Raw genomic sequence first — 22,054 nt, forward strand, 5'->3', positions numbered from 1 at the left:
CCCATACGTTATTAATTGCTTCGCTGCGCGGCACGTCTTTTTCATGCTTGAACGTGCCAAACTTTCCCAACGTCTCGTCCCCCCTTATGAAACAAACTCGAGAATCGTCTCAATCACTTCTGTTTCCCAACGATGACCGTCAAACGTATGGTTGGCTCCTTCAATCAAATGGATGGTGGCGCGGCTGCCATAACATAATTGCTTATACAGATGGCTGACGCGGTATGGTACGACATCATCCTTCGTTCCATGAATGAGCAGCACAGGGCCGTCGTACGGCTTGGCCCGCTCAAATACGTTGATCGTTTGTAAATCCTCTAAAAACGCGCGTCCAACTAAGTTTCCCCCGTGATCAAAATAAGGAGCGGTCGCATCGATATTTCCTTGCCGAATCGTCTCCACGATCAACTCGTACATGTTTCCTGCCGGCGCCATAAGAATTAATTTGGCGACATCGTTCGGTCTTTCGCCGGCAACGACACTGGCAACAAGCCCGCCCATGCTGAGGCCGAGCAAACAAATGCGCGATGGATTAATGCGTGCATCGCGTTTGACAAAGTCGACAATCGCATGCGCTTCCTCTATTTCTTTGGATACGGTCATCTCTTCAAAGTCACCGTCGCTTTCCCCGCTGCCTAAAAAGTCGAAGCGGAAGCTGGCGATTCCTTTCTTCTCAAGTGCACGTGATATTTTTAAAAACAAACGATGCGGTTCTAGCTTCGTACCGGTAAATCCGTGAAACAAAATAACGGTAGGGATCTTTTCATCCAGCGCTTTTTCCGGGATATGTTCCATCCCGCGCAACGTCATGCCACGATGAGTCAATGTAATCGCTCTTTGCACCTTGCCCCTCTCCCTCCTGATTTTCTCTATAAATACTATTGTTCGCTATATTTGTATGCGATTCCTCTATGACATATAGGCGGTTTCTACAATTTTATACATAATCATGACGGTTTTTCCAAAACATAAAGATGGAGGTGGCTTCTTTTGGAACCGATGTTATGTCCGAACTGCAAAACAAATCGAACCCGTTTCCATTTAATCGAGCAACATCCGCGAGCAGTAAAGCTCAACCCACAAACAGGCGAAATTGAACAAGAATATACGAACGAGGCGTTAGAACCATTCCATCTTCCATATCGCGGCCCAAGCTACCGCGTCCAATGTGGCACATGCGGGCTCATTGAAGATGCGGAAATGTTTATTCAGCGTGCAAAATCTTCGCAAATGAGGTGACCAATATGGCAAACAAAAAACAAACTCCATCATCATTGGTCGACCAAAAACAACTTGTTAACGACAAAGCAAAAGCAATGAGAGAACAAGGCGACCAACATATTCGCCGCGTCACTCCAAACGGAGCGGACGGGCAATAATCATGAAAGGTGGGCCTACTTCCCAAGTCAAAGTAGGCCCACCCTTTTCTAGCGATACATCGTTCATGTTCGGATATCGCGAAAACCAAGATGTTTGTAAATGCTGCCTGCCTTTGAATTATTGTAAAAATAAGCATAATGTTTTCCCTTCGTTTTGCGTTTACGATCTTTCATGGATTCAAGCTATATTTAACTAAAAGCAGGCAATCATTATATACATAAATTTATGTAAACTGATGATAAACGAAACAGATGGAGGAAAAATAAATGAAATTTGTCGACGAGCTATACGAATACTATAAAAACCGACTCACAGGTGATGAAGAAGATGCGGAAGCGATGACGATGTCGATTTTGGAAGAGCTCGATCGCAACGATTTGCTGCAGCTCATTGAAGAAATGACCGATGAGGAATTAATGGGGATGATGGGGCTTTACATTCTCGAAGGCCTAAAAGCGAAAATGGCGCATGATGGAATCGGACAAACAAAACTACGAGATATACCAAACGTTCATTGAAAACAATATGGGATGGCGTGACCACACCATCCCTGAGGCGGTGTTATTGGAAAAACTCGACGTCATATCCTTCTTTTAACAATACCTGGTGAATTTGATGAATATGATCTTGATTTTTTGTTTCGAGCGAAAAATGAATTTCCGCCTGTCCCGGCAATACTTTTGCCCCAATGCGCTGATGGTGAATGGACATGACGTTTGCTTCTAATTCGGCGATAATGCGCAATAATTTATTGAGCTGGCCCGGTTTGTCGGAAATGACGGTCGTAAACGTGACAAACCTTCCGGATTCGACAAGACCGCGTTCAATAATGCGCGAAATAAGGGTAACATCGACATTGCCTCCGCTTAATATGGCGACGACTTTTTTTCCGGTAAATGGCAGCTTTTGATATAACAGCGCTGCCAGCGGACACGCCGCCGACCCCTCGACTAACAGCTTGTTCCGCTCCAGCAAATATAACATCGTCCGCGAAATTTCCGCTTCTTCGACGCAAACGACGCCATCTACGTATTTCTCAATATATTGGTACGTGATATTTCCTGGCTTCTTCACCGCAATCCCATCAGCAATTGTATCCGAGGAGGCAATCACCACCGGTTTTTTATGGCGAAGGGCCGCCGTCATTCCCGGACAGGCCGCTGATTCGACGCCATACACTTGGATCGACGGTTTTAACTGTTTTAATGTAAACGCCAATCCTGAAAGCAGACCGCCGCCACCAACCGGGCACAGGACAACATCAACATCCGGAAGCTGCTCGAGAATTTCCAAGCCGATCGTTCCTTGCCCTGCCATTACTGCCAAATCGTCAAACGGATGGACAAACGTCATACCGCGTTGCCGCTGCAGTTCAAGCGCATACTCAAGCGATTCGTCAAACACATCGCCATGCAAAATCACTTCTGCGCCGTACCCTTTTGTCGCTTCGACCTTGCTTAACGGCGCCCCTTTCGGCATGACAATCGTACACGGGATGCCGATCATGCCGCCGGAGTAGGCGACCCCTTGGGCATGGTTTCCTGCCGATGCGGCAATCACCCCACGTTTTCGTTCTTCTTCTGTTAACGACATAATTTTATTAAACGAGCCTCGCACTTTAAACGAACCGGTTTTTTGCAAGTTTTCCAATTTCATATATACATTATTGCCGGATAAATTGCTAAACGTTTGCGAATGCTCGAGCGGGGTTTGATGAACAACTCCTTTCATTTTCTCTCTTGCTTCTAGCACATCATTTAACGTTAGCATCGTTTTCATCACCTAACTATTTTCATTTCAGCTATCACACTAATCATTATATAAGAAAAATGAACAGTGCTACAAACTATACTGCATATAGCGCTTTTTTCCCTTCATTAAGTGAAAAGCGTATAAAATAAACCAACAAAGGCGCTAATCCCAATAATGGTCCCAGCCTCCACAGGACTGATTCCTTTCACCTTGGTTAAATAAATCGACAAAAACAGAATCGTCATAAACGTCGCTGTCCTTGCAAACAGCGTACCGATGATAATATGTAAGCTGATTATGTCATGAAAGAATGTTTCGCATATGTTTCCTTCTAGTGCATATATATTTTGCAAATCTTTCCTAACTTTATTATGATAAAAAAGTAGCGAACTTCCGGAGGGAATAATATGAAAAAGAATCGATTTCTTCCCCTTTTATTTGCCATCATGTTTTTAGTGATGTCAGGATTTGGAATTATTATCCCTGTACTCCCCTTTTTAGCCGAAGACGTCGGGGCGACTCCGACACAGTTAGGAATGCTTATGGCGGTTTACTCCCTAATGCAATTGTTGTTTGCCCCGTTTTGGGGGCAGATGTCGGACCGCTACGGGCGCAAGCCGATTTTATTCATCGGCATCGCTGGTCTATCTCTCTCCTTCTTTTTGTTTGCTATCGCTAAAACGCTTGCCATGCTGTTTATCGCCCGCATTATCGGTGGAATACTGTCAGCGGCTACGATGCCTACGGCAATGGCTTATGCGGCCGACGTCACCACGTCGCAGGAACGCGGAAAAGCGATGGGAGCAATCGGTGCGGCTACGGGACTTGGGTTTATTTTCGGCCCGGCAATTGGCGGCATTTTTTCAAAAATGAATTTACATACCCCTTTCTTTATTTCAGGCTGTCTTTCCGCCATCACCGCCTGTTTTGTCCTGCTGTTTTTAAAAGAATCATTATCAAAAGAAAAACAATCGTCTGGTTCAAAAACGAAAGAACCAATGTGGCATATGCTCAAAGGACCTCTCTTGTTTTTATATTTGCTGCAATGGTTCATTACGTTTTCGCTCGCCGGGCTGGAAGCGACCTTCGCTTACTTTGCCGCCAAACGCGCCGGATTATATTCTGCACAGCTAGGGTACATTTTTATGATTATGGGCCTTGCGAGTGCTGTTGTCCAAGGGGGACTTATCGGCAAATTGACTCGCAAATTCGGTGAAGGCCGCGTCATTCAAGGCGGCATTATCGTATCTGCCATCGGATTTGCCTTGATTTTACTTGTTCGTAATTTTCTGACCGCTGCCATCTTTTTATCGGTATTTGGCGTCGGCAACGGCGTCATCCGCCCTTGTGTATCGGCGCTTGTCACGAAACACGCTCCAAGCGGCCAAGGGCGCGCCACCGGGCTTCTCTCTTCCTTTGACTCACTCGGGCGCATTGTCGGCCCGGTAGTTGCCGGTTGGATGTTTACGAAAATGATCGAACTTCCTTATCTTTTTGGCATTGCCTTATCTATTTGCGCACTCGTTCTTTACTACCTATTTTCCAAACAATCAAATGAGATGCGCCGTACATTATCTTAGGGGAAATCTTTCCCCTTTTTAAATTGTTTATTTAGTAAATATTTTAATAAAAATTATGAATATTCATACTATTTTTGTATAATGTTGAATGATAAAATATTTTTTCATTACACGTAACTGAAATTTTATCACAATATTTCGATTAGCGTAGTTTTTCACTCTTTCATAACCTAATTTCTAAATTTACTCACAAGCCCCCCTCTAAACCGAATAGGGACGGAAAAAATTCATATCACAACCTTGCAAAAACCGTCAGATTTATTCAAAATTTGCTTATATAAAAACAAACAATACGGGAAAGGATGAAACAGATTGACGGAAAAATGGTATTACACTTCCCCAACAACTAGCGAATGGACAACAACGATCACAAGCGCAAAAAAAGACGGAGATACATACATTATCACATTGTCAGAAACGGCCTTCTATCCCGAAGGCGGCGGGCAGCCGTGCGACAACGGAGTGATCGCCGATATCCCTGTGCTTGAGGTATTCGAAAAAAATGAAGAAGTATATCATCGCCTCCCTTCCCTCCCTGCTGCATCAACTGTTCGTTGTCGGATTGATATGGCGCGCCGTCTCGACCATACCCAGCAGCATAGCGGCCAGCATTTATTGTCTGCCGTGTGCATCGAACTGTTTGACGCGCATACCGTCGGATTCCATATGGGCAGTGAAGTCGTAACGATTGATTTAAATGTCCCGTCTTTATCGGAAGAGGCGCTTACGGCCATCGAAAATCGCGCCAATGAATTGATTTACACCAACATCCCTGTCGAAACCTATTACGTAACAAAAGAAGAAGCACGCCAGCTTCCGTTTCGCAAGCTTCCTAAGATCGAAGGAAATATCCGCGTCGTCGAAATAAAAGGGATTGATGTTTCCGCCTGCTGCGGCACGCATGTATCGCGGACGGGGGAAATCGGCATGATTAAGCTGTTGAAAGCGGAACGCCACCGTGGAATGACCCGTCTCTCGTTTGTTTGCGGCAAACGTGCGCTTACCGATTATCAGCTGTCCCATCGCATCGCGACCGCTGTTTCTCAGCAACTGGGGACGAATCGGGATATGCTACTTGACGTTCTCGGCAAATGGGAAGCGGAAAAGAAAGAGTTGCAAAAGCAGCTTGAACAATATAAAGAGATCCTATTTGCCATAGAGGCGGAAAACGCCGCTCAACAGGCAAAGCAAGAACAAGTCGTCATGCGCGTTTATAAACAATATACCTTAAAGGACATACAAACCATTGCCAACATGATTGCCAACCGCTATGAAAAAACGGCGGTGCTGGCTACAACATTAGAGCAGCGCATAGTGATCGTTAAAGCGCTTTCCCTTTCTCTGCACATCGGAAAGTGGCTCAAAGAAATACTGTCATTATCAAGCGGAAAAGGTGGCGGAAACGAGCGGCAGGCGCAAGCCGTTTTTCCTTCCGAAGAAGAGATGCAGAAGTTTCTCCGTTTATTGCAAGACGATATCAAAAAGGTGTGCGCCTGTGATTGACGCTCACTTTCATCTTGACCAGTATAGACATATTGAAGAAAATATAAAAACATGGCGGGAAGCAGAAGTTACGGGGTAGTAGCGGTTTCCACCGATTTGCCCTCCAGCTATCGGGATACTGGAATGAAAACAAAAGCATGCGAAACGATCGCCTCCGTCATCACCGCCAATACGAAAAGATTGCGCCTTCAATGATAGTCAAAATAAGTGTATTTTTATACAATAACTAACGGATGTTCAATTAAGGAGTTTGGAATGATGGATGATTTATCCTACGAAAACCTGAAACAGCGAATAGCAGAATTAGAACAACAAATACAATGTTATCAAAATTTTATTAAAAAAATTCCATTTCCATTTGTTTTCACCGATTACAAAACAAGAATAAAATTAGAAAAAAGCCGCGAAAAAGCAGCGCCAATCATGAAGCCGATTCCTGCATCTCCGGCAAAAGAGGCAGAATTGCAATGGGACATCGATTTTTATCGAGACATACCGTTTGAGAAAATCGAAACATTTTTAACGCCGATTCTTGACCTTGTTCCTCATCATATTGTGTTTGTCGATGGCAACGGCATCATTACGCTTTGCAACTTGCAAGCGGCCAACGATACCGGGGTGGACCGCGACACGATTATCGGAAAACATATCCGCGAATTATTGCAGCTGCCCGATGAGCTCATTGTGACACTGCAGTCCATTGAAAAAAAGGAACCGATCTATAATCAGGAAGTATTAGACCGCTTTTACGGCATCATTAATACGCGCATTATTTATAATGACGACGGTTCAATCAAACGGGTCATTAGCATGTTCCAATCGTTAAACATGATGAAGGAAACCGAAAAGCTCGCCGTCGCCGGCCGCATCGCTGCTGGGATTGCCCACGAAATTCGCAATCCACTGACGACTGTTCGCGGTTATTTGCAATTTTTGAAAAACGATCTTCCAGAGCGAATTATTTCGCTTATCGATCGTCTGCTTATTCCCGAGCTGGATCGCGCCAACAACATTATTACTGACTTCTTAAGCACCGCAAAGCCTGCGGATATAAAAATGGAAAAAATCAAACTCAACCAATTTATTCGCAAAGACGTCGGAATGCTATTGCAGAGTGAAGCTTTGTTAAATAATGTAAATGTTTATTTTGATTTAGCTGACCAGCTAGATCGGTGTGAAATAAACGGTGATAAAAATCAGCTGCTGCAAGTGTTTTTAAATTTATTCCGCAATTCGGTCGAGGCTAAAGTAAAAAAGACGATGAATGTCACTATTTCTAGCAAACGATCAAACAACATGGTGCAAATTCAATTTTGCGATGACGGGCCGGGCATACCTCCGACAGTGATTGATCATATTTTTGATCCGTTTTTCTCGACAAAAGAAACAGGCACCGGCCTTGGGCTTTCGCTATCGCGAAAAATCATCGAACTTCACAAAGGAACGATGAAAGTGCAAAGCAGCGACAAAGGCACATGTTTTTTTATTGAGCTTCCCATTGACGATAAAAAGCTGTCCGTATAGTAAACGGGGCAGCTTTTTTGCTTGTACTTTTATTTAAAAGTAGTTTCTTCTTTATACTTTGTATTTAGAACAATGTTTAATAATAAATCATATTGCAAGGCAAGAGATTTCATTCTTGTTTCTTCCTTTCTTTTCTATTATTCTATATTAATAGTGCAATCTTTTTTATAGAAAAGAGGCTGTTGGCGATGCAGCAAACGATGACGTATAGAGAGAAAATCGTTCAATTGCTACATATTTTTCTTCCCGTATTCATCACCCAAGTCGGCCAATATGCAATGAATTTTGCCGATGTCACTATGTCAGGTCATGCCAGTTCCAAAGATTTGGCGGGAGTCGCGATTGGATCCAGCTTATGGGTTCCGGTGTTTACCGGAACGAGCGGCATTTTGCTGGCGCTAACCCCCATCGTTTCCCAGCATCTTGGAGCGAAGCGGCATGAACAAATTCCCCATGCGGTTATCCAAGCGATGTATTTAGCGGGTGTGATCGCACTTTTTATCATTGCCATAGGCGCCATCCTTTTGCATCCGATTCTGAACCATATGAATCTAGACAACAAGGTGCAGCGCGTCGCTTTTCACTATTTAATGGCCCTTTCCGTTGGCATCATCCCGCTCTTTCTTTACTATGTTTTGCGCTGCTTTATCGATGCGCTCGGGCAGACAAAAATGACGATGTTTATCACTTTAACGGCGCTGCCAATCAATATTTTGTTCAACTACTTGCTTATTTACGGCCAATGCGGATTTCCAAAGCTCGGCGGCGTCGGTACCGGCTATGCAACCGCCATTACCTACTGGTATTGCTTTTTTATCGCCGTTATTATTGTCCGGAAGTTTCAGCGTTTTGCCTGCTACCGCCTGTTTACGCGTTTTTATCCTCTCTCTTTCGCTGCGTGGAAAGAGCTTTTGAAAATTGGCGTGCCGATTGGTTTTGCGATTTTCTTTGAAACGAGCATTTTTGCCGCCGTTACGTTGCTGATGAGCGAATTCAGCACGACGACGATCGCCGCCTATCAAAGCGCTATGAATTTTGCTTCGTTGCTATATATGATTCCGCTCAGCATTTCAACCGCTTTGACCATTGCCGTCGGCTTCGAGGTCGGGGCGAATCGCTATCAAGATGCGAAGCAATACAGCTATCTTGGCATCGGCATGGCGGTAGCGACAGCAGTCGTAACATCGCTTTTGCTTTATTTTTTCCGCGCCGATATCGCCCGTATTTATACGAATGAGCCTGATGTTTTAGCGCTGACGGCACAATTTTTACTGTATGCGATTTTCTTCCAGTTTTCCGATGCGGTCGCCGCTCCCATCCAAGGAGCGCTTCGCGGCTACAAAGATGTGAATGCCACATTTTGGGCCGCCTTCGTCGCCTACTGGGGCATTGGGCTTCCGCTCGGTTACACGCTCGCCAACTTTACTACTCTAGGAGCGTTTGGCTACTGGATTGGGCTGATTTCAGGGCTTGCTGCTGGCGCGATATTTCTCTTTTTCCGCCTTCTTTCTATCCAGCGCCGCTACGGATGCAGAAACGAACAAGGCTGACATGCATCCAAGCTGTCAGCCTTCCATTATTTAATACTGTTTTTTATATATTTCAATACTTCGCGATCGATTTTTCTTTTTCCGGTTCGCGCTCCTGAAAAAATGCGTGAAACGGAAAAAGCCTAAGTTTCTCCAACTTCACTTTCCTGCTTTCTAAAAAATATTGGGAAGGTGCTGTACCCCAGCCTCTTCCCATTTGTCGATGTGACTAGTTAACCATTAGCACCATGTTGCTCCGACGATGATGAGCAAGATGAACAAGACGACAATAAGCACGAAGCTAGAACCACGGCCATAGCCGAAGCCGCCATAGCCGAAGCCGCCCCAGCCGCCGAAGCCGCCCCAAGGGCCGCCCCAGCCGAATAAGCCAAATGGCATCATTCTTCACCTCCTTTTACAAAATCACTGGTTGTTAGTACACCCAGCCACCAATACACGCACATCCAACAATAATCAACAAGATGAACAAGACAACAACTAGCGCAAATCCGCCACCGTAAGCTGCACTCACTTGAAAGCACCTCCTTCACTTTTGTACTAGTAGACTATTCAACAAATGGATAAATGGTTAGATGTTTTCATAAAAATAGGTATTTGCCGGGCCGCCAGAAAAACAAAAAAAAAACGGACTGGTTCTTCCAATCCGTTTTTACACTTCAAGGGAATTCCGTTTCATCCATTTGTCATGCAACCATTGCATTCTCTTTGTTTTAGCGAAAGAAAAAATAATAAGCGCCCCCCAAATGCAGCTAAACGCATACATGTGCGTTTTCGTAAACGCCTCATGAAATAAAAACACGCCAAGCAGCAAGCTGATCGTCGGGGCAATATATTGCAAAAACCCTAGCATGGTCATGGAAATTCGCCTTGCTCCTTTTGCAAAATATAAAAGCGGGATCGCGGTTGCCGGACCAGCCCCAAGCAGCAATACCCCCTGCCAAATGGTCACCGATGACAGCAAAGAAGGGGCATCGTTATACAGAAGCAGAAGATAGACAAAGGAAATTGGTGTCACCGCCATCGTCTCGAGCGTCAAACCAACGGCAGCATCGAAGCTTGCCAGTTTTTTTACCAGTCCATAAAATCCGAACGAAAAGGCAAGCGACAGCGCAACCCATGGGAATGTACCGTATTGAAAAGTCATGATACAGACTCCGAGGCAGGCGAGCGCAAAAGAAATCCATTGCCATACGTTAAGCCGCTCTTTTAACACGATCATCCCCAATACAACACTCACGAGCGGGTTAATATAATATCCTAAACTTGTCTCGACAATATGGCCATGATTGACCGCCCATATGTATATAAACCAGTTTGCGCTGATTAAAATGGCAGCCGCGCTGATTCCCCCCACTAATTTTGGCTGCCTGCAAATGGCAGACAGCTGATGGCGCCACGCTTTCAGCTGCCGGGTGGCCCACAGCAGTCCAATCATAAACAGAAACGACCAGATGATGCGGTGCGCTAAAATTTCCAGCGACGGGCGGACTTCCAACAGTTTCCAATACAATGGCAGTATGCCCCATAACAAATACGAAAACGCCGTATAGATGATTCCAATTTTTTCTTCGTGTGATTGGCTCACTTGCTCTATCTCCTTTTACTTTTATTGCTTCCGTTTCATTATAACCCCATTTTCTGTTTCCTTCCAAGAAAAAACGCCTGTAAAAGAGGCAGGCGTTTTTCCTAATTATCTAATTGCCGCTAACACGATGATCAGCAAAATAAACAGCACGACGATTAATGCAAAGGAAAAACCGTAGCCATAGCGATGTCCTCCGTATCCGTAGCCATAGTAATGCGGCACCCATCCGTCATAGTACCACATCGTCCTCTCCCCCTTTCCTCAATAATGAACGATACATGTACAACCAACAATAATTAACAAAATAAACAGTACGACAATAATCGTATAACCGCTGTCGAATATGCCGCTCACGGTGGGCACCCCCTTCGTCTGTTCACCGCCATTATATGCATCCGCCCACTCCTTCGGGCGGGCTATCGCCCAATTTCACGAAAAAAAGATGGGCAGTGTTTCTGCCCATCTTTATTTTTCTTTTGTACCGGTCTCCCCCCACCAGCCTTTTTTCTTAAAATAAAGCGCAATCAAAGCAGCCGTTGCCGCCATCAATAAAAGGGCAAAACCATAGCCGTATCTCCACTTTAGTTCCGGCATTACCTCAAAATTCATGCCGTACACCCCGGCGATAAACGTCATCGGCATAAAAATCACACTCACTAACGTTAATGTTTTCATAATGACGTTCATATGATCGGATTTTAACGAAAGCTGCAAATCGAAAATGCCAGACAACGACTCTTTAAACGTATCCAATGCCGCCGTAATGCGGGCAAAACGGCCAGCGACATCTTGCATATAAGGGTTCGTTTCGGCATTGATATATGGAAGCGTTGTATGCTGGATCGTTTTCATCATCTCTTCTTGGGCTTCTGCCACTTGACGCAACTCATGAATACGAATTTTCCATCGGTAAATACTACGCCCGATTTCATTGGCAAACGGCGTTTTAAATACTTGTTTTTCCAATGCCTGAATGCGGTCGGCAATATCATCAATGACTTGCAAAAAGCGGATAGCAGTGATATCTAAAAAATGGTATATTACATATCCAGGATGTATGGCATGTTCACGGTGGTGAAGCAGCCGTTCCTTTACTTTTTCTACCAGCGGGTCATCTTCTTCCATATAACTAATGACATACCGTTCTGTCGCAAGCAAGCGAATTTTTGCCGTCTGCAGCTCAGGACGAATGACAAAAAGCGCCAGAAATAAATGCTGCCCATATTCGTCTACCATGGGAATATCCGTTCCGAACAACAGCCGCTGTTTTGCTAGCGGATGAACGGAAAGCGCGTCTAACAGCCTCTCTAAATCCATTTTCGAAGCTTTCGTAAAATGCAGCCAACACGCACCATTTCCAATAGGGGCATGATGACGATATTGCCCCTCTATTTCCAGTGTCTGTGTAGGATGGTATGCCATCGTCAAATTCCTTTCTTTCATAAAGTTTGCATATTATAGTGTTTGCATTTTTATATAAAAAAACCTTAACCGCTTGGAAAGAAGGCGGTTAAGGGGTCTTCTCCGGTTCAATATGGACATGCGTCGCCTCAATGTTATAGCGTTTTTTCATTAATCGCTCCACCTCATCGGCGATTTCATGGCTTTTGACAACAGTCAAATACGGATCAACATGGATCGTTACTTCAAGAACAATGTCATTCCCTAACATCCTCGCTTTTATATCCGCAACATCCTTTACTCCATCAATAGCGGCAATTTCATGCTTGTATGCCGTTAACGTTTGTTCATCAAACCCATCGGTTAACGTATGGGATGTTTCCATAAATACTTCCCAGGCCGTTTTGCAAATAATTCCGCCGATGATCACCGCAACAAGCGGATCCAGCCATAGAAGCTTGATTTGTACACCAGCGATGCCGATGACCGTTCCGATGCTGACAAGCGCATCGGACAAGTTGTCTTTTGCAACGGCGGTAAGCGCCTGGCTGTTGGTTCGCTTCGCCAGCCGCATATTAAAAGAATAGACAAATAACATTACAAAAGCAGAGGCAACGGCGACGAACGCAGCAAGCAATTCCGGCGCATTTCCCCTCTTTTCCGGCCGGAGCAGCGCCGATACCCCTTCCACCATGACATCGATGCCGATGGACATCATCATAAACGCTGCAATTAAAGAAGAAATATTTTCCGCTCGTGAATGACCGTATGGATGATTGTGATCGCGCGGTTTTTTTGCAATTTTCATGCCGATATAAACGGCAACCGAAGCAATAACGTCGCTCAAATTATTCCAACCATCCGCTTTTACCCCATCGGAATGGGCGATATAACCGACAAACAGCTTGCTAGCGGCTAAAGCGACGTAAGCAACGATGCTAATGAAAGCCCCTGCTTCTGCCTTCCCTTTTCTTTCCACACACTTCACCAACCTAGTCGTCCTTTCTGCATTTATCAGTGTACCAGCAAAAAAGCGTGTGAGTCTACAGCAAAAAAGTTGACTAACGGAAGGAGTATAGAGACAGGCAAATTTTTTCCCGTTTGGATAACTTTTTTGAATAAAAGCAAATTGCTAAACAACTGCGTATGATAAACCAATCAACTAAACAAATAGTGGGAAAGGAGAATATAGATTGACAACTTATCTCGATATGTTGGCAGAGATGGGAGTCGACGGCGCCCACCCCGGCGGATTTGATTTAACAAAAAATATATTACGTAAACTAAAAATTGACTGCCATACTGCTCTTCTCGATGTTGGCTGCGGAACTGGACAAACTGCCGCCTATATTGCTGAACAATACGGCGCAGACGTAACGGCGATTGACATTCACCCTATTATGCTGGCAAAAGCGAAAGACCGTTTTTCCAGCCTAACACATCCCGTCCACCTTCGCCGCGCTTCCGTTGAAGCTCTCCCGTTTGCCGACGGGCAATTTGATATCGTATTATGCGAATCCGTTTTGGCATTTGTTTCTATTCCTCGGGCATTAGCAGAAATTTATCGGGTGCTAAAGCAAAACGGGGTCCTCGCCGCCATTGAAGCGTGCCATTTGCAATTAACCGATAAAGAAAAGCAAAAAATCGCCGCCTTTTACGGTTTTCGCCATTTGCTTACCAGCCAAGAGTGGAAAAACGAATTGCGGAAAAAAAGTTTCCAGCATATTGACATAACGTACTCGTCGGCTAGTCATCCCTCTGCCGCGCAAACCCCATTTCTCATTACGGCCAATATGTCCTTGCCAATATTAAAAATGATAGAAACCCACCAGCAAATGACAATACAATATGGCGATCGACTAGGTTATTGTGTATTTTCTTGCCAGAAATAGTCATTGGTACAGACGTGTCCATCTTCCTTCACGTACAATGCAATTGTAGCATTTACAAAGGAGGGAGATAAATGTCGCCACATTGGTACCATGTTTGTTGCCGCTACCGCGGTCAAGTGGTACGGATCCATGATAAATTTGGAAACGTCCATGTAGGACGGATCACCCGTGTCACCCCAACCCATGTTTATATTGCACCGGTCGGCCCACGCAACCTTGGCGGATTTGGCTACGCCTTCGCAGGCTGGGGATGGGGATGGGGGTGGGGCTTTGGAATCGCCCTCGCTGCCATCGTTGCCATTGCCTTAATCGGTTTGTTCTGGTGATAAATTTTTCTTATATGTAAAAAAAAGTGGATTACTTCTAAAGAAGCAATCCACTTTTACATTTTTTTGACTATTTTGAAATATTCTTCCAACGTTATGTTTCTTTCAAATATGACTTTCGCTGCTTTTTTGCCGACATAACGAAGGTGCCAAGGTTCATACTGGTATCCGGTGACCGCTTCTTTTCCTTTTGGATAGCGGATAATAAAACCATATTCATGGGCATGTTCAGCCACCCATTTCCCTTCCTTCGTTTCTCCAAACGCTGTTGTCAACGCATAGTCGACCGACGGACTTGTAATATCCATTGCCAATCCGGTCTGATGCTCGCTTCGTCCCGGCAGCGCAACAGCTTGAACAGCTTTTTCTTTTCCTTTTTCTCTGACTTCTTCCGTAAAGATGGCTTGTTGCCGCACATAAGAACGATATCCGGATGCGGCTACCAGATCGATTCCCTCTTTACGGGCCGCGGCAAATAACGCTTCCAATGCGGCTGCCGCTTCCGCCCGCATATATCGTTTATCCACATTCTTTTCTGCAAAAGAAAACGGCACGCTCGGCACGACTAAATCATTCGGCTTATACGTAGAGGGAAGCGACTGTTCCTTATTGACAAGCACCAGTATATTGTCTGGATTCATAATGACTTTCATGCCATTATGCACTTCAACAATATTCCAATATTTCGCTTCCAGCCACAGTTCCGGTTCGGTTGTTTCCCCTGTCTTCGGCGCGTCTTTTTTTCCGCCCGTCTGCGGTGCCTCTATGTTTTCCGCTGTTTCCTTTTTGCTATTATCCTTGCTTTGCGGATGGGCTGCATCATTTTCTCCTGCATTCGGCAATTTTTTTTCCTGTTCGCTGGGCGCACCATTCAGCTGGCTGCACCCGCTGAAAAAAACAAGTGACAAAACGATTATTGCTTGACATAGCTGTTTCATTATTTCACCTTTTCTTCCATAATTAACTAATAATTAATGTGGCAAAAGTCGTCCTTCCCTTTCGCGAGGAAATTGCCGCAACGACAAAGCGGATGCGGCACATAAGCAAAGGACGACACCTTTAGGCGATTCACGCTTCGGCGCGAATCGCTGTTTCTAGCGCCACTTCAATCATTTCATTAAATGTTGTTTGTCGTTCTTTTGCTGTCGTTTCTTCCCCTGTCAAAATGTGGTCACTGACCGTTAATACCGAGAGCGCTTTACAGCCGAATTTTGCCGCTAACGTGTATAGTGCCGCTGTTTCCATTTCAACCGCCAACACACCATAGCGCGCCCACGTCTCCCAATTCGGCTCGTCATTATAAAACATATCGGCGGTAAACACATTGCCCACCTTTAAGGCAAGCCCTTTTTCGACACCAACTTCATACGCCGTACGCAGCAGCGCAAAATTCGCTGTCGGCGCATAATCGCGCCCACGGAAAATTAAGCGGTTCATATTCGAATCCGTAGATGCACTCATTGCTAAAATGACATCACGAACGTTCACATCTTTTTGAATCGCCCCGCACGTTCCGACGCGGATCAATGTTTGTACATCATAGCTTTGAATCAGCTCATTGACATAAATGGAAATAGAAGGAACTCCCATTCCCGTCCCTTGTACAGAAATCCGGTGTCCTTTATATGTACCGGTAAAACCAAGCATGCCGCGCACACGGTTGTAGCATGTCGCTCCCTCTAAAAATGTTTCCGCGATATATTGCGCGCGAAGCGGGTCGCCTGGGAGCAAAATTTTATCGGCAATTTCCCCATGTTTTGCCTCAATATGTATGCTCAATGTATATACCTCCTATTCGTCTTTTCAGCGCCGCGTTTTATACCTTTCTTATCATATCACATATTTGTTGAAAATGGCAGTAAGTATTATACGTAAAAAATAATTGTGATGGGCATACTGTGTATGCGCCTTCCCCATTTTGGTTTCACCAGCGATCACCTTCATGTGAACAAGGAGGGACATACGAATGAAAAAGAAGCTCGAACAAGCCGTCGAATACGCAAACAAAACAAATCCGTCTTCCCGCTCCAACAATCAGCCGTCCACGTCGAAAAAAGAAAAAACAAAGTTTTAAAAAGGGAGAGCTTTTCTCCCTTTTTTAGGACGTTTTTGAATGATAATCATGACTGTCACGGCGGCGCGCTAAATATTTCTCGTTAATATACAATACTTTTTTATCTTTGCTGCGCGTATACTTTTTTTCCCGCCTCTTCCGTTTTCGAAAAAGCCAGCAGCCGAGCAGATAGATGGGAAGGACAAGTTCCAAAGCTCCGATAAACACGTACAAAAACTGCTTGGCAGATGCCATCGTAGACAAATGAAGTTCTATATCGCTTAATTTATAATAAGAAACGGCGACAATAAACCCGGCAACAAGGAAATTGATCACATGCAGGAAAGGAACGTCTTTCCAGCGAAAAAACATTCTTTCTATTTGTTCCTTTACCAATAGCAAAACAGCAATCGAACCTGCACAAAACAGCATGGAAATAAAAAGTGCGGCCATCTTCGTTTCCCCCCTTCCCTCTCACGCTTTACTGCAAGGATTTCCCATCAATGAACCGCTTTTTGCTGTACAAACTAACAGTGAGAGTACTAAACCTCTGCATGACTAAAGCCGGTAGGTTCTGACGTACGAAAGAGTTTTTTCTACACCTGCGCGCGGGCACTCACGCTTGCTCCGTGAAAAGGAGCATGAACAAAAACTCGCTGGTGTTTAGCGGCCTGTTGGCTCCATTCAAAACCGTATTTCTACTTCATCCCGACCACTCAAGTTGCAGGCTTTCGTAGCTATATACTTTTGTAAACAAGGAGGGATCTGTTTATGGGCAAAAAACATCGCAATCGTATTAACGGCCAAAAAAAGAACAACCATATCCCGAAGGAAGCGTTAATCGCAGAGGATGCGGCACATGCGAAAGAATACTCTGCCGCAGGGGGGCGGAAAAACGGGCCAGGGCATCATGACAACCCAGAATCATAATAAGGCTTCATCATGCTAAAATCATAAATGGAAACCCTTGTGTAATAACAAGGGTTTTCATGTTGATGGATCCACTTCATCAAAAGACAGTGTCACCACTTTTGTATACTCCCCGCGGGCAATTTCTTCTTTCGTCGCTTTTTCGTTCAGTTCCTCGTCATCATCAATTCCTGGCGCTATGATTGGTAAGTCGTGCTCCTTCTTGTTGCGTTCCAAATGATCGCCCCCTTTCGTTTATTATCCGTTTCCAAAATCCGCACAAACTATTCGACTTTTTTCTTCATTATACCATATCTATCCCTATTTACACAGAATCTTTTGAATTTTTTTATTAATGAAGATGAAGGCGATTGATTTTTTTCCACCCTTCCGGACATAGTCTGTAATACACTTGTCCCTTTATTCCTTCATCAATGAGTACAATATCTCCCGTACTCATAAAACGGGCGTGATAATCTTTTGGCATTAAATCTGCTACGTTAAACATGCGATAAAGGTAGGATAATGCTTCACGATGGCTCGATGCTTTCACCGTCATCCTATATACTTGCCGATATCCTTTTGTCTGGCCAAAATGCGGCGTCTGAAATATGGTGACATCATAAGTGTGATGGACATGAAGCATTTTTTTCATCAATAAACGTACCATAGTCCCTCTCTCCTTTTGCCTGGCAAATGTTAGTATTTATTCCATAATATTTGTGATTAGCCATGTCGATTCCTTTAGCAAAATTGCTGTTGTTTTGTCGAATAACATCATGAATGTTCATTATCCATTATTTTACATCAAAAAGCCGATATGTCCAGTCAAATAGCAGTTGCCCCTGCGATTTTCTAGAGGCATGGAATTGGCCATCTCCCGAATAAACGACTATCAAACGGAAAAAATGAAAATACAAGATGTACTAGCAAAGGAGGGGGACTGTATTATCCAAATTCGCACGTTCCTGCAAATGATCCATCCAATTCAATACATCTATCGTTCTTTCTTATACCGCCATCATATCCCGATCGTCTCTTCACATCTTTTACTCAACCTTGCCCGCTGCTGGGAAAATCCGACTCCTTCGATAAGTCTAACCGATGAAGAGCGGCAAATCGTCAGTGCCATTCGCCAAAAAACAGCAAAATATAATCGCAATAATATTACGCGGACGGCGGCCTATTTTGATTTTTTTCAGGCTCATCCTGAAGTGCATTGGGCATTTTTGGCACATATCGTTTCGCGAAATGGCGGATGGAATATGACCGATTTGCGTGGAAACGTCATTCCCCGCCTTCTTCCCGAAAATTTGATCAACCCACTCTTTTTATTTTATGAAAGAGCAAATGCGCTTATTTTTCATGATGCCTATCCGCAGCTTTTGCTGTATGAACAAAGCAAGCAAAAGAAAAAACCGCTATTCCATTTGCTTCCTTGTTTTGCTGTATCATCGTTTATGAAGCCGTTTTGGGAATATTTTTGGGAAACAAAAGATGCACCGGTCATCACCGTAGCATTAATTATTAATGAACAGCATTATATTCAAAAGCGAGTCATCGAAAATCCATTTTTCCAGACGCACGTGCTTTCAACGATGCCGTTTATTGTCGAGCAATGGCTTGGTTTTAACGATGTGCTTATTCCGTATAAAGCGGGACGCCGCATTCGTCTTGCCGGCACAACGGTTCGCGATTTTGCCGATGTCCATCACCGCATTCACATCGGTAAAACGCTTTACAGTATATTGTTTTTCGAAAAACGGCTCACACAGCGGGCATATCAATTTGCCCGCGAAATGGCCCATACCGGCTCCCGGGCCGACTTTTGGCCGCAATGGTTTTCCGCACAAGCAACGGATTCGTCCCGCATTTACAGCCCGCGTTTAGAAGAGGTTTGGCCGGACATTTGCCATCCGTTTTCCGACCACCACGACTGGTTTACCGATAAAGAAGCAATTATTCAAATGATGGAAACCATTCCTGCCGTCAAACATAAAGATATAACCGCTGATTATATGCATAACGTAAAGATGCTGCGAACAGCAGCGATCACTGTCCAATAAAAAACGACGAGTGGCATTACTCGTCGTCTTCTATGTCCAGCTCCTCGTCAATAATGCATTTTTCCAACAAATAATCAAACGTAATATCGGCCAGCTCCTCCAATTCCGTCTTCGTCGGCACAAAACCGCGGCGGATCAATTCATGAAAAAAAAATTCAGCAATTTCCTCCGTATCAATGACCACTTCGATTTCCTTCACGACATCTCGCCCCCTTTGTAAATGTTGTATGTACCATTATACCGTTTTATGTCAAAAGAATTTCCTCATGGATGTACTATTTCTCCCGATTTGGCCATATATGTAGTAACAAAAACGATCACGGGGGAATGGAATATGGACAAGCAGTCAGTAGCAGATAAAATAATGGAAACAGTTGTAAACAGTTTGGCAGTCATCGTGATGGTTGCCGGAATTCCTTACTTTCTGTTTATTTTATTTCAATTTCTATTATGGTAATTAGCCATCATTTGTAAACGTTCTACAACTGTTTCCATCATTTGCTTATACCGTTCATCACGAAACCATTCGTATAGGAATTTGTAATCGTTATACATATCAAGCAGCTCATCAATCGATGGCAACTTCGCCTCCCCTTCCGCAGGAGAAAGGAGAGCATATGCTTTCATTGGTGCGGATTGGACAATATTTTGTATGAGAATAATAGATGTTTCTTCATCATCTGCTAGCGGGATCATATCATCCATATGGACCTCAATTTCCCAGCCGTCAATTAACCGTTTTAATTCATAAATCGTTTCTTCCCATCCCTCCCCATGATAGCGGTAAATTTCTGTGCGCACTCCAACCACTTTAAATAAATGGTCTCCGTAGTCGCGAACGCGGACAATTTCTCCCAGAAAAAACGGCAGCTCCACTTCTATTTCTTCGGTAATCCATAAATCGCCGGTAAAGTCAGATAGCAATACCAGCGTGTGTTCCATAAATAAGCTGCGGCTATGGTTAATTTCATATAAAAATGTATCATCGCTTTGTTGAATATTCGTGATCGTGCCAACTGTTCCATACAGCGTGTTTACAACAATATCTCCGACCGAAAATTTTGGGCGCTTTGGGCCACTCATTCATATCCCCCCACCTAAAGCTGTGATAGTATATTATATGCATATACCAATGAGTGGACACCTCCGCGACCGTGGAAAAACATATTGATAGCGCTTTCAAAAAAGGGAGGGGGAGCGGAAGCAATGCCTAATTATGCCTCCTGTAAAAATTGTTCCCAAAGCTCATCAAATACGATCATGCTGTCTAAATAATCACCGTTTAGCTCCAAATACTGGCTAATTTCGTTATAATCTGCCGATGATTTCGGAAAACTATGATCATAATATGCCCCGTTGGCAAATCGCACAAACGGGTCTTCACTTTTGCCGTCACGGAATTTCAATAAATAGCGATAAAATGATTTTGCCATCTTTCACCATCCTCTTCCGTTTTCTTTGTTGCCATTTTAATGATTTTTTTTCATTTTGTGAAGCATTTTGTCTAGAAAAAATTAGGATACCACTCCTTTCCGCTTCTGGCTCTTCTTTGTATTGAAATAGTACGCACTAGAAAGCAGTTTCATGAAAAAAAATTATCAAAAAAGAAGGCGTTTTCATCGCCTTTTTACCATCACCGCTGTTCTACAATACTTTTATGAATCCATATTGCCGCCTGTGCGCCTTCTCCCATGGCGATCGTTACTTGCTCGGAATGAACGCCGATGTCGCCTGCCGCCCAAATATTGGGGACATTAGTTTGTTTCGTGCGCGGATTAGTCGGAATGTGTTTATTTTCTAATCGCTCTACGCCAAGCTGTTTCGCTAAATCCGTATTAACTTTGTTATGGCCAAAGGCAATAAAGCCGCGTTCCGCGAAAATTTCGTTGCCATTTTGCAGACGGACACCGGAAAACTCCGGTCCTTCCTTAATGAGCACGGACGCAATCGGCTCGCGAAAGTAACGAATGCCTTTCGCTTGTAGCTGTTTCTGCCACGTTGCTGATAGTTCTTCGCCATCGTGATTAATATAAATAATGTCGTTTGTCCAATATAACAGCGTTATGGCCATATTGGCCCCGACAGTGCCCGCGCCAAGCACGATTACTTTTTTATTGGTGACTTCATATCCGTCGCAGTCCGGGCATACGTAAATGCTTGTCCCTAAACATGGAATTAGATTTGGAATGGGCGGAATCCGGTCTTTTACCCCTGTTGCAAACAGCAGGCGCTCACTTTCATACGTATTCCCGCTTTTGCCAAACAGAACAAATACGTTGCCTTTTTTCTCGGCGGCAATCACCTCATCGTCGGCAAAATGCACCCCGAATTGTTCCGCTTGTTTTCTTCCAATCGCTCGCAGCTTTTCCCCGCTTACCCCATCCGGCCAGCCGAGCACGTTATGGTACGCGCGGCAAAGGGTGGAACGACCGTTATTGGCATCAATCACCAAAACGCGGTGATGGTAGCGGCCAAGCTGGATCGCCGCCTGCAATCCGGCAATTCCGCCCCCGATAATAATGCATTCATACAT

31 protein-coding genes and 1 pseudogene are annotated in these 22,054 nt (G+C 44.3%); 13 read left to right on the top strand and 19 right to left on the bottom strand.

What is annotated here, in order from left to right; all coding sequences use genetic code 11:
• Nucleotides 1-84: 84 nt before the first annotated feature.
• Nucleotides 85-843, bottom strand: coding sequence for an alpha/beta hydrolase (locus tag HT574_RS15390; protein WP_175245285.1), 759 nt, complete (start codon nt 841-843; stop codon nt 85-87).
• A 147-nt stretch (nt 844-990) separates the two neighbouring features.
• On the opposite strand from HT574_RS15390, the gene HT574_RS15395 reads away from it, so the two are divergent.
• From HT574_RS15395 to HT574_RS15400, 3 genes are all read left to right on the top strand, one after another.
• The gene (locus HT574_RS15395) at nt 991-1,239 is read left to right on the top strand and encodes a hypothetical protein (RefSeq protein WP_017437434.1); all 249 of its coding nucleotides are present in this window, start codon (nt 991-993) and stop codon (nt 1,237-1,239) included.
• A gap of 5 nt (nt 1,240-1,244) precedes the next feature.
• Nucleotides 1,245-1,379 (top strand): hypothetical protein, encoded by a 135-nt coding sequence (locus HT574_RS20260; protein ID WP_256411186.1) that lies wholly within the window; start codon nt 1,245-1,247, stop codon nt 1,377-1,379.
• A 267-nt stretch (nt 1,380-1,646) separates the two neighbouring features.
• Nucleotides 1,647-1,898: a DUF6154 family protein gene (locus HT574_RS15400; RefSeq protein WP_175245286.1), complete on the top strand. Its 252-nt coding sequence runs from the start codon at nt 1,647-1,649 to the stop codon at nt 1,896-1,898.
• 43 nt (nt 1,899-1,941) lie between these two features.
• On the opposite strand, the gene ilvA is transcribed toward HT574_RS15400, so the two are convergent.
• Together ilvA and HT574_RS20040 are read right to left on the bottom strand one after the other, a co-directional pair.
• Nucleotides 1,942-3,150 (bottom strand): threonine ammonia-lyase, encoded by a 1,209-nt coding sequence (gene ilvA, locus HT574_RS15405; RefSeq protein ID WP_175245287.1) that lies wholly within the window; start codon nt 3,148-3,150, stop codon nt 1,942-1,944.
• Nucleotides 3,151-3,275: 125 nt separating this feature from the next.
• A pseudogene (locus HT574_RS20040) lies at nt 3,276-3,455 on the bottom strand (hypothetical protein); the annotation flags it as partial.
• A gap of 84 nt (nt 3,456-3,539) precedes the next feature.
• On the opposite strand from HT574_RS20040, the gene HT574_RS15410 reads away from it, so the two are divergent.
• The 5 genes from HT574_RS15410 to HT574_RS15430 all read left to right on the top strand — a co-directional run bounded on the left by HT574_RS15410 (nt 3,540) and on the right by HT574_RS15430 (nt 9,289).
• Nucleotides 3,540-4,712 (top strand): MFS transporter, encoded by a 1,173-nt coding sequence (locus tag HT574_RS15410; RefSeq protein WP_175245288.1) that lies wholly within the window; start codon nt 3,540-3,542, stop codon nt 4,710-4,712.
• Nucleotides 4,713-5,024: 312 nt separating this feature from the next.
• Complete coding sequence (locus HT574_RS15415) at nt 5,025-6,215, top strand: alanyl-tRNA editing protein (RefSeq protein ID WP_175245289.1); 1,191 nt, start codon at nt 5,025-5,027, stop codon at nt 6,213-6,215.
• A gap of 51 nt (nt 6,216-6,266) precedes the next feature.
• A complete protein-coding gene (locus tag HT574_RS15420) occupies nt 6,267-6,410 on the top strand; it encodes a hypothetical protein (protein ID WP_175245290.1) in 144 nt (47 codons plus the stop codon).
• 63 nt (nt 6,411-6,473) lie between these two features.
• Nucleotides 6,474-7,739, top strand: coding sequence for a two-component system sensor histidine kinase NtrB (locus HT574_RS15425; protein ID WP_175245349.1), 1,266 nt, complete (start codon nt 6,474-6,476; stop codon nt 7,737-7,739).
• Nucleotides 7,740-7,927: 188 nt separating this feature from the next.
• Complete coding sequence (locus HT574_RS15430) at nt 7,928-9,289, top strand: MATE family efflux transporter (RefSeq protein ID WP_175245291.1); 1,362 nt, start codon at nt 7,928-7,930, stop codon at nt 9,287-9,289.
• Nucleotides 9,290-9,508: 219 nt separating this feature from the next.
• On the opposite strand, the gene HT574_RS15435 is transcribed toward HT574_RS15430, so the two are convergent.
• From HT574_RS15435 to HT574_RS15465, 7 genes are all read right to left on the bottom strand, one after another.
• The gene (locus HT574_RS15435; RefSeq protein ID WP_175245350.1) at nt 9,509-9,667 is read right to left on the bottom strand and encodes a YjcZ family sporulation protein; all 159 of its coding nucleotides are present in this window, start codon (nt 9,665-9,667) and stop codon (nt 9,509-9,511) included.
• 34 nt (nt 9,668-9,701) lie between these two features.
• Nucleotides 9,702-9,800, bottom strand: coding sequence for a YjcZ family sporulation protein (locus tag HT574_RS15440; RefSeq protein ID WP_175245292.1), 99 nt, complete (start codon nt 9,798-9,800; stop codon nt 9,702-9,704).
• A 138-nt stretch (nt 9,801-9,938) separates the two neighbouring features.
• Nucleotides 9,939-10,874: an EamA family transporter RarD gene (gene rarD, locus HT574_RS15445; protein WP_175245293.1), complete on the bottom strand. Its 936-nt coding sequence runs from the start codon at nt 10,872-10,874 to the stop codon at nt 9,939-9,941.
• Between the two features lie 105 nt (nt 10,875-10,979).
• Nucleotides 10,980-11,117, bottom strand: a complete 138-nt coding sequence (locus HT574_RS15450) for a YjcZ family sporulation protein (RefSeq protein ID WP_175245294.1) — start codon at nt 11,115-11,117, stop codon at nt 10,980-10,982.
• 18 nt (nt 11,118-11,135) lie between these two features.
• Entirely contained in the window at nt 11,136-11,228 is a 93-nt protein-coding gene (locus HT574_RS15455) for a YjcZ family sporulation protein (RefSeq protein ID WP_175245295.1), read from the bottom strand.
• A 111-nt stretch (nt 11,229-11,339) separates the two neighbouring features.
• The gene (locus tag HT574_RS15460) at nt 11,340-12,296 is read right to left on the bottom strand and encodes a magnesium transporter CorA family protein (RefSeq protein WP_175245296.1); all 957 of its coding nucleotides are present in this window, start codon (nt 12,294-12,296) and stop codon (nt 11,340-11,342) included.
• Nucleotides 12,297-12,384: 88 nt separating this feature from the next.
• Nucleotides 12,385-13,266: a cation diffusion facilitator family transporter gene (locus HT574_RS15465; RefSeq protein WP_026078658.1), complete on the bottom strand. Its 882-nt coding sequence runs from the start codon at nt 13,264-13,266 to the stop codon at nt 12,385-12,387.
• A gap of 202 nt (nt 13,267-13,468) precedes the next feature.
• Here HT574_RS15465 and HT574_RS15470 point away from each other — a divergent pair, with 202 nt between their 5' ends.
• Nucleotides 13,469-14,167, top strand: coding sequence for a class I SAM-dependent methyltransferase (locus HT574_RS15470; RefSeq protein ID WP_175245297.1), 699 nt, complete (start codon nt 13,469-13,471; stop codon nt 14,165-14,167).
• 71 nt (nt 14,168-14,238) lie between these two features.
• Nucleotides 14,239-14,493 (top strand): hypothetical protein, encoded by a 255-nt coding sequence (locus HT574_RS15475; protein ID WP_042409520.1) that lies wholly within the window; start codon nt 14,239-14,241, stop codon nt 14,491-14,493.
• A gap of 56 nt (nt 14,494-14,549) precedes the next feature.
• On the opposite strand, the gene HT574_RS15480 is transcribed toward HT574_RS15475, so the two are convergent.
• The 3 genes from HT574_RS15480 to HT574_RS15490 all read right to left on the bottom strand — a co-directional run bounded on the left by HT574_RS15480 (nt 14,550) and on the right by HT574_RS15490 (nt 16,999).
• The gene (locus HT574_RS15480; protein WP_175245298.1) at nt 14,550-15,431 is read right to left on the bottom strand and encodes a M15 family metallopeptidase; all 882 of its coding nucleotides are present in this window, start codon (nt 15,429-15,431) and stop codon (nt 14,550-14,552) included.
• Between the two features lie 130 nt (nt 15,432-15,561).
• On the bottom strand, nt 15,562-16,272 hold the full coding sequence (deoD, locus tag HT574_RS15485; protein WP_175245299.1) for a purine-nucleoside phosphorylase: 711 nt from the start codon (nt 16,270-16,272) through the stop codon (nt 15,562-15,564).
• A 319-nt stretch (nt 16,273-16,591) separates the two neighbouring features.
• Nucleotides 16,592-16,999 carry a hypothetical protein gene (locus tag HT574_RS15490; protein ID WP_175245300.1) on the bottom strand — a complete coding sequence of 136 codons (408 nt, stop codon included), beginning with the start codon at nt 16,997-16,999 and terminating at the stop codon, nt 16,592-16,594.
• 318 nt (nt 17,000-17,317) lie between these two features.
• Here HT574_RS15490 and HT574_RS15495 point away from each other — a divergent pair, with 318 nt between their 5' ends.
• Nucleotides 17,318-17,476 carry a hypothetical protein gene (locus tag HT574_RS15495; protein WP_017437412.1) on the top strand — a complete coding sequence of 53 codons (159 nt, stop codon included), beginning with the start codon at nt 17,318-17,320 and terminating at the stop codon, nt 17,474-17,476.
• 57 nt (nt 17,477-17,533) lie between these two features.
• Here HT574_RS15495 and HT574_RS15500 read toward each other — a convergent pair whose 3' ends face one another.
• Together HT574_RS15500 and HT574_RS15505 are read right to left on the bottom strand one after the other, a co-directional pair.
• Nucleotides 17,534-17,692, bottom strand: coding sequence for a hypothetical protein (locus HT574_RS15500; protein WP_175245301.1), 159 nt, complete (start codon nt 17,690-17,692; stop codon nt 17,534-17,536).
• Between the two features lie 115 nt (nt 17,693-17,807).
• Nucleotides 17,808-18,125, bottom strand: a complete 318-nt coding sequence (locus tag HT574_RS15505) for a YodL domain-containing protein (RefSeq protein WP_017437410.1) — start codon at nt 18,123-18,125, stop codon at nt 17,808-17,810.
• A gap of 280 nt (nt 18,126-18,405) precedes the next feature.
• Here HT574_RS15505 and HT574_RS15510 point away from each other — a divergent pair, with 280 nt between their 5' ends.
• Nucleotides 18,406-19,521, top strand: coding sequence for a DUF2515 domain-containing protein (locus HT574_RS15510; protein ID WP_375154127.1), 1,116 nt, complete (start codon nt 18,406-18,408; stop codon nt 19,519-19,521).
• A gap of 16 nt (nt 19,522-19,537) precedes the next feature.
• On the opposite strand, the gene HT574_RS15515 is transcribed toward HT574_RS15510, so the two are convergent.
• Nucleotides 19,538-19,720 (bottom strand): YozD family protein, encoded by a 183-nt coding sequence (locus HT574_RS15515; protein WP_017437408.1) that lies wholly within the window; start codon nt 19,718-19,720, stop codon nt 19,538-19,540.
• 135 nt (nt 19,721-19,855) lie between these two features.
• On the opposite strand from HT574_RS15515, the gene HT574_RS20265 reads away from it, so the two are divergent.
• Complete coding sequence (locus HT574_RS20265) at nt 19,856-19,978, top strand: hypothetical protein (RefSeq protein ID WP_017437407.1); 123 nt, start codon at nt 19,856-19,858, stop codon at nt 19,976-19,978.
• On the opposite strand, the gene HT574_RS15520 is transcribed toward HT574_RS20265, so the two are convergent.
• From HT574_RS15520 to HT574_RS15530, 3 genes are all read right to left on the bottom strand, one after another.
• On the bottom strand, nt 19,960-20,604 hold the full coding sequence (locus tag HT574_RS15520; RefSeq protein WP_175245302.1) for a hypothetical protein: 645 nt from the start codon (nt 20,602-20,604) through the stop codon (nt 19,960-19,962). The genes HT574_RS20265 and HT574_RS15520 overlap by 19 nt on opposite strands.
• Before the next feature lie 131 nt (nt 20,605-20,735).
• Nucleotides 20,736-20,954: a YozE family protein gene (locus HT574_RS15525; protein ID WP_017437405.1), complete on the bottom strand. Its 219-nt coding sequence runs from the start codon at nt 20,952-20,954 to the stop codon at nt 20,736-20,738.
• Between the two features lie 200 nt (nt 20,955-21,154).
• The gene (locus HT574_RS15530; protein WP_175245303.1) at nt 21,155-22,054 is read right to left on the bottom strand and encodes an NAD(P)/FAD-dependent oxidoreductase; all 900 of its coding nucleotides are present in this window, start codon (nt 22,052-22,054) and stop codon (nt 21,155-21,157) included.

It is taken from the genome of Parageobacillus sp. VR-IP, from assembly GCF_013357975.1.
Classification (GTDB): domain Bacteria; phylum Bacillota; class Bacilli; order Bacillales; family Anoxybacillaceae; genus Saccharococcus; species Saccharococcus caldoxylosilyticus.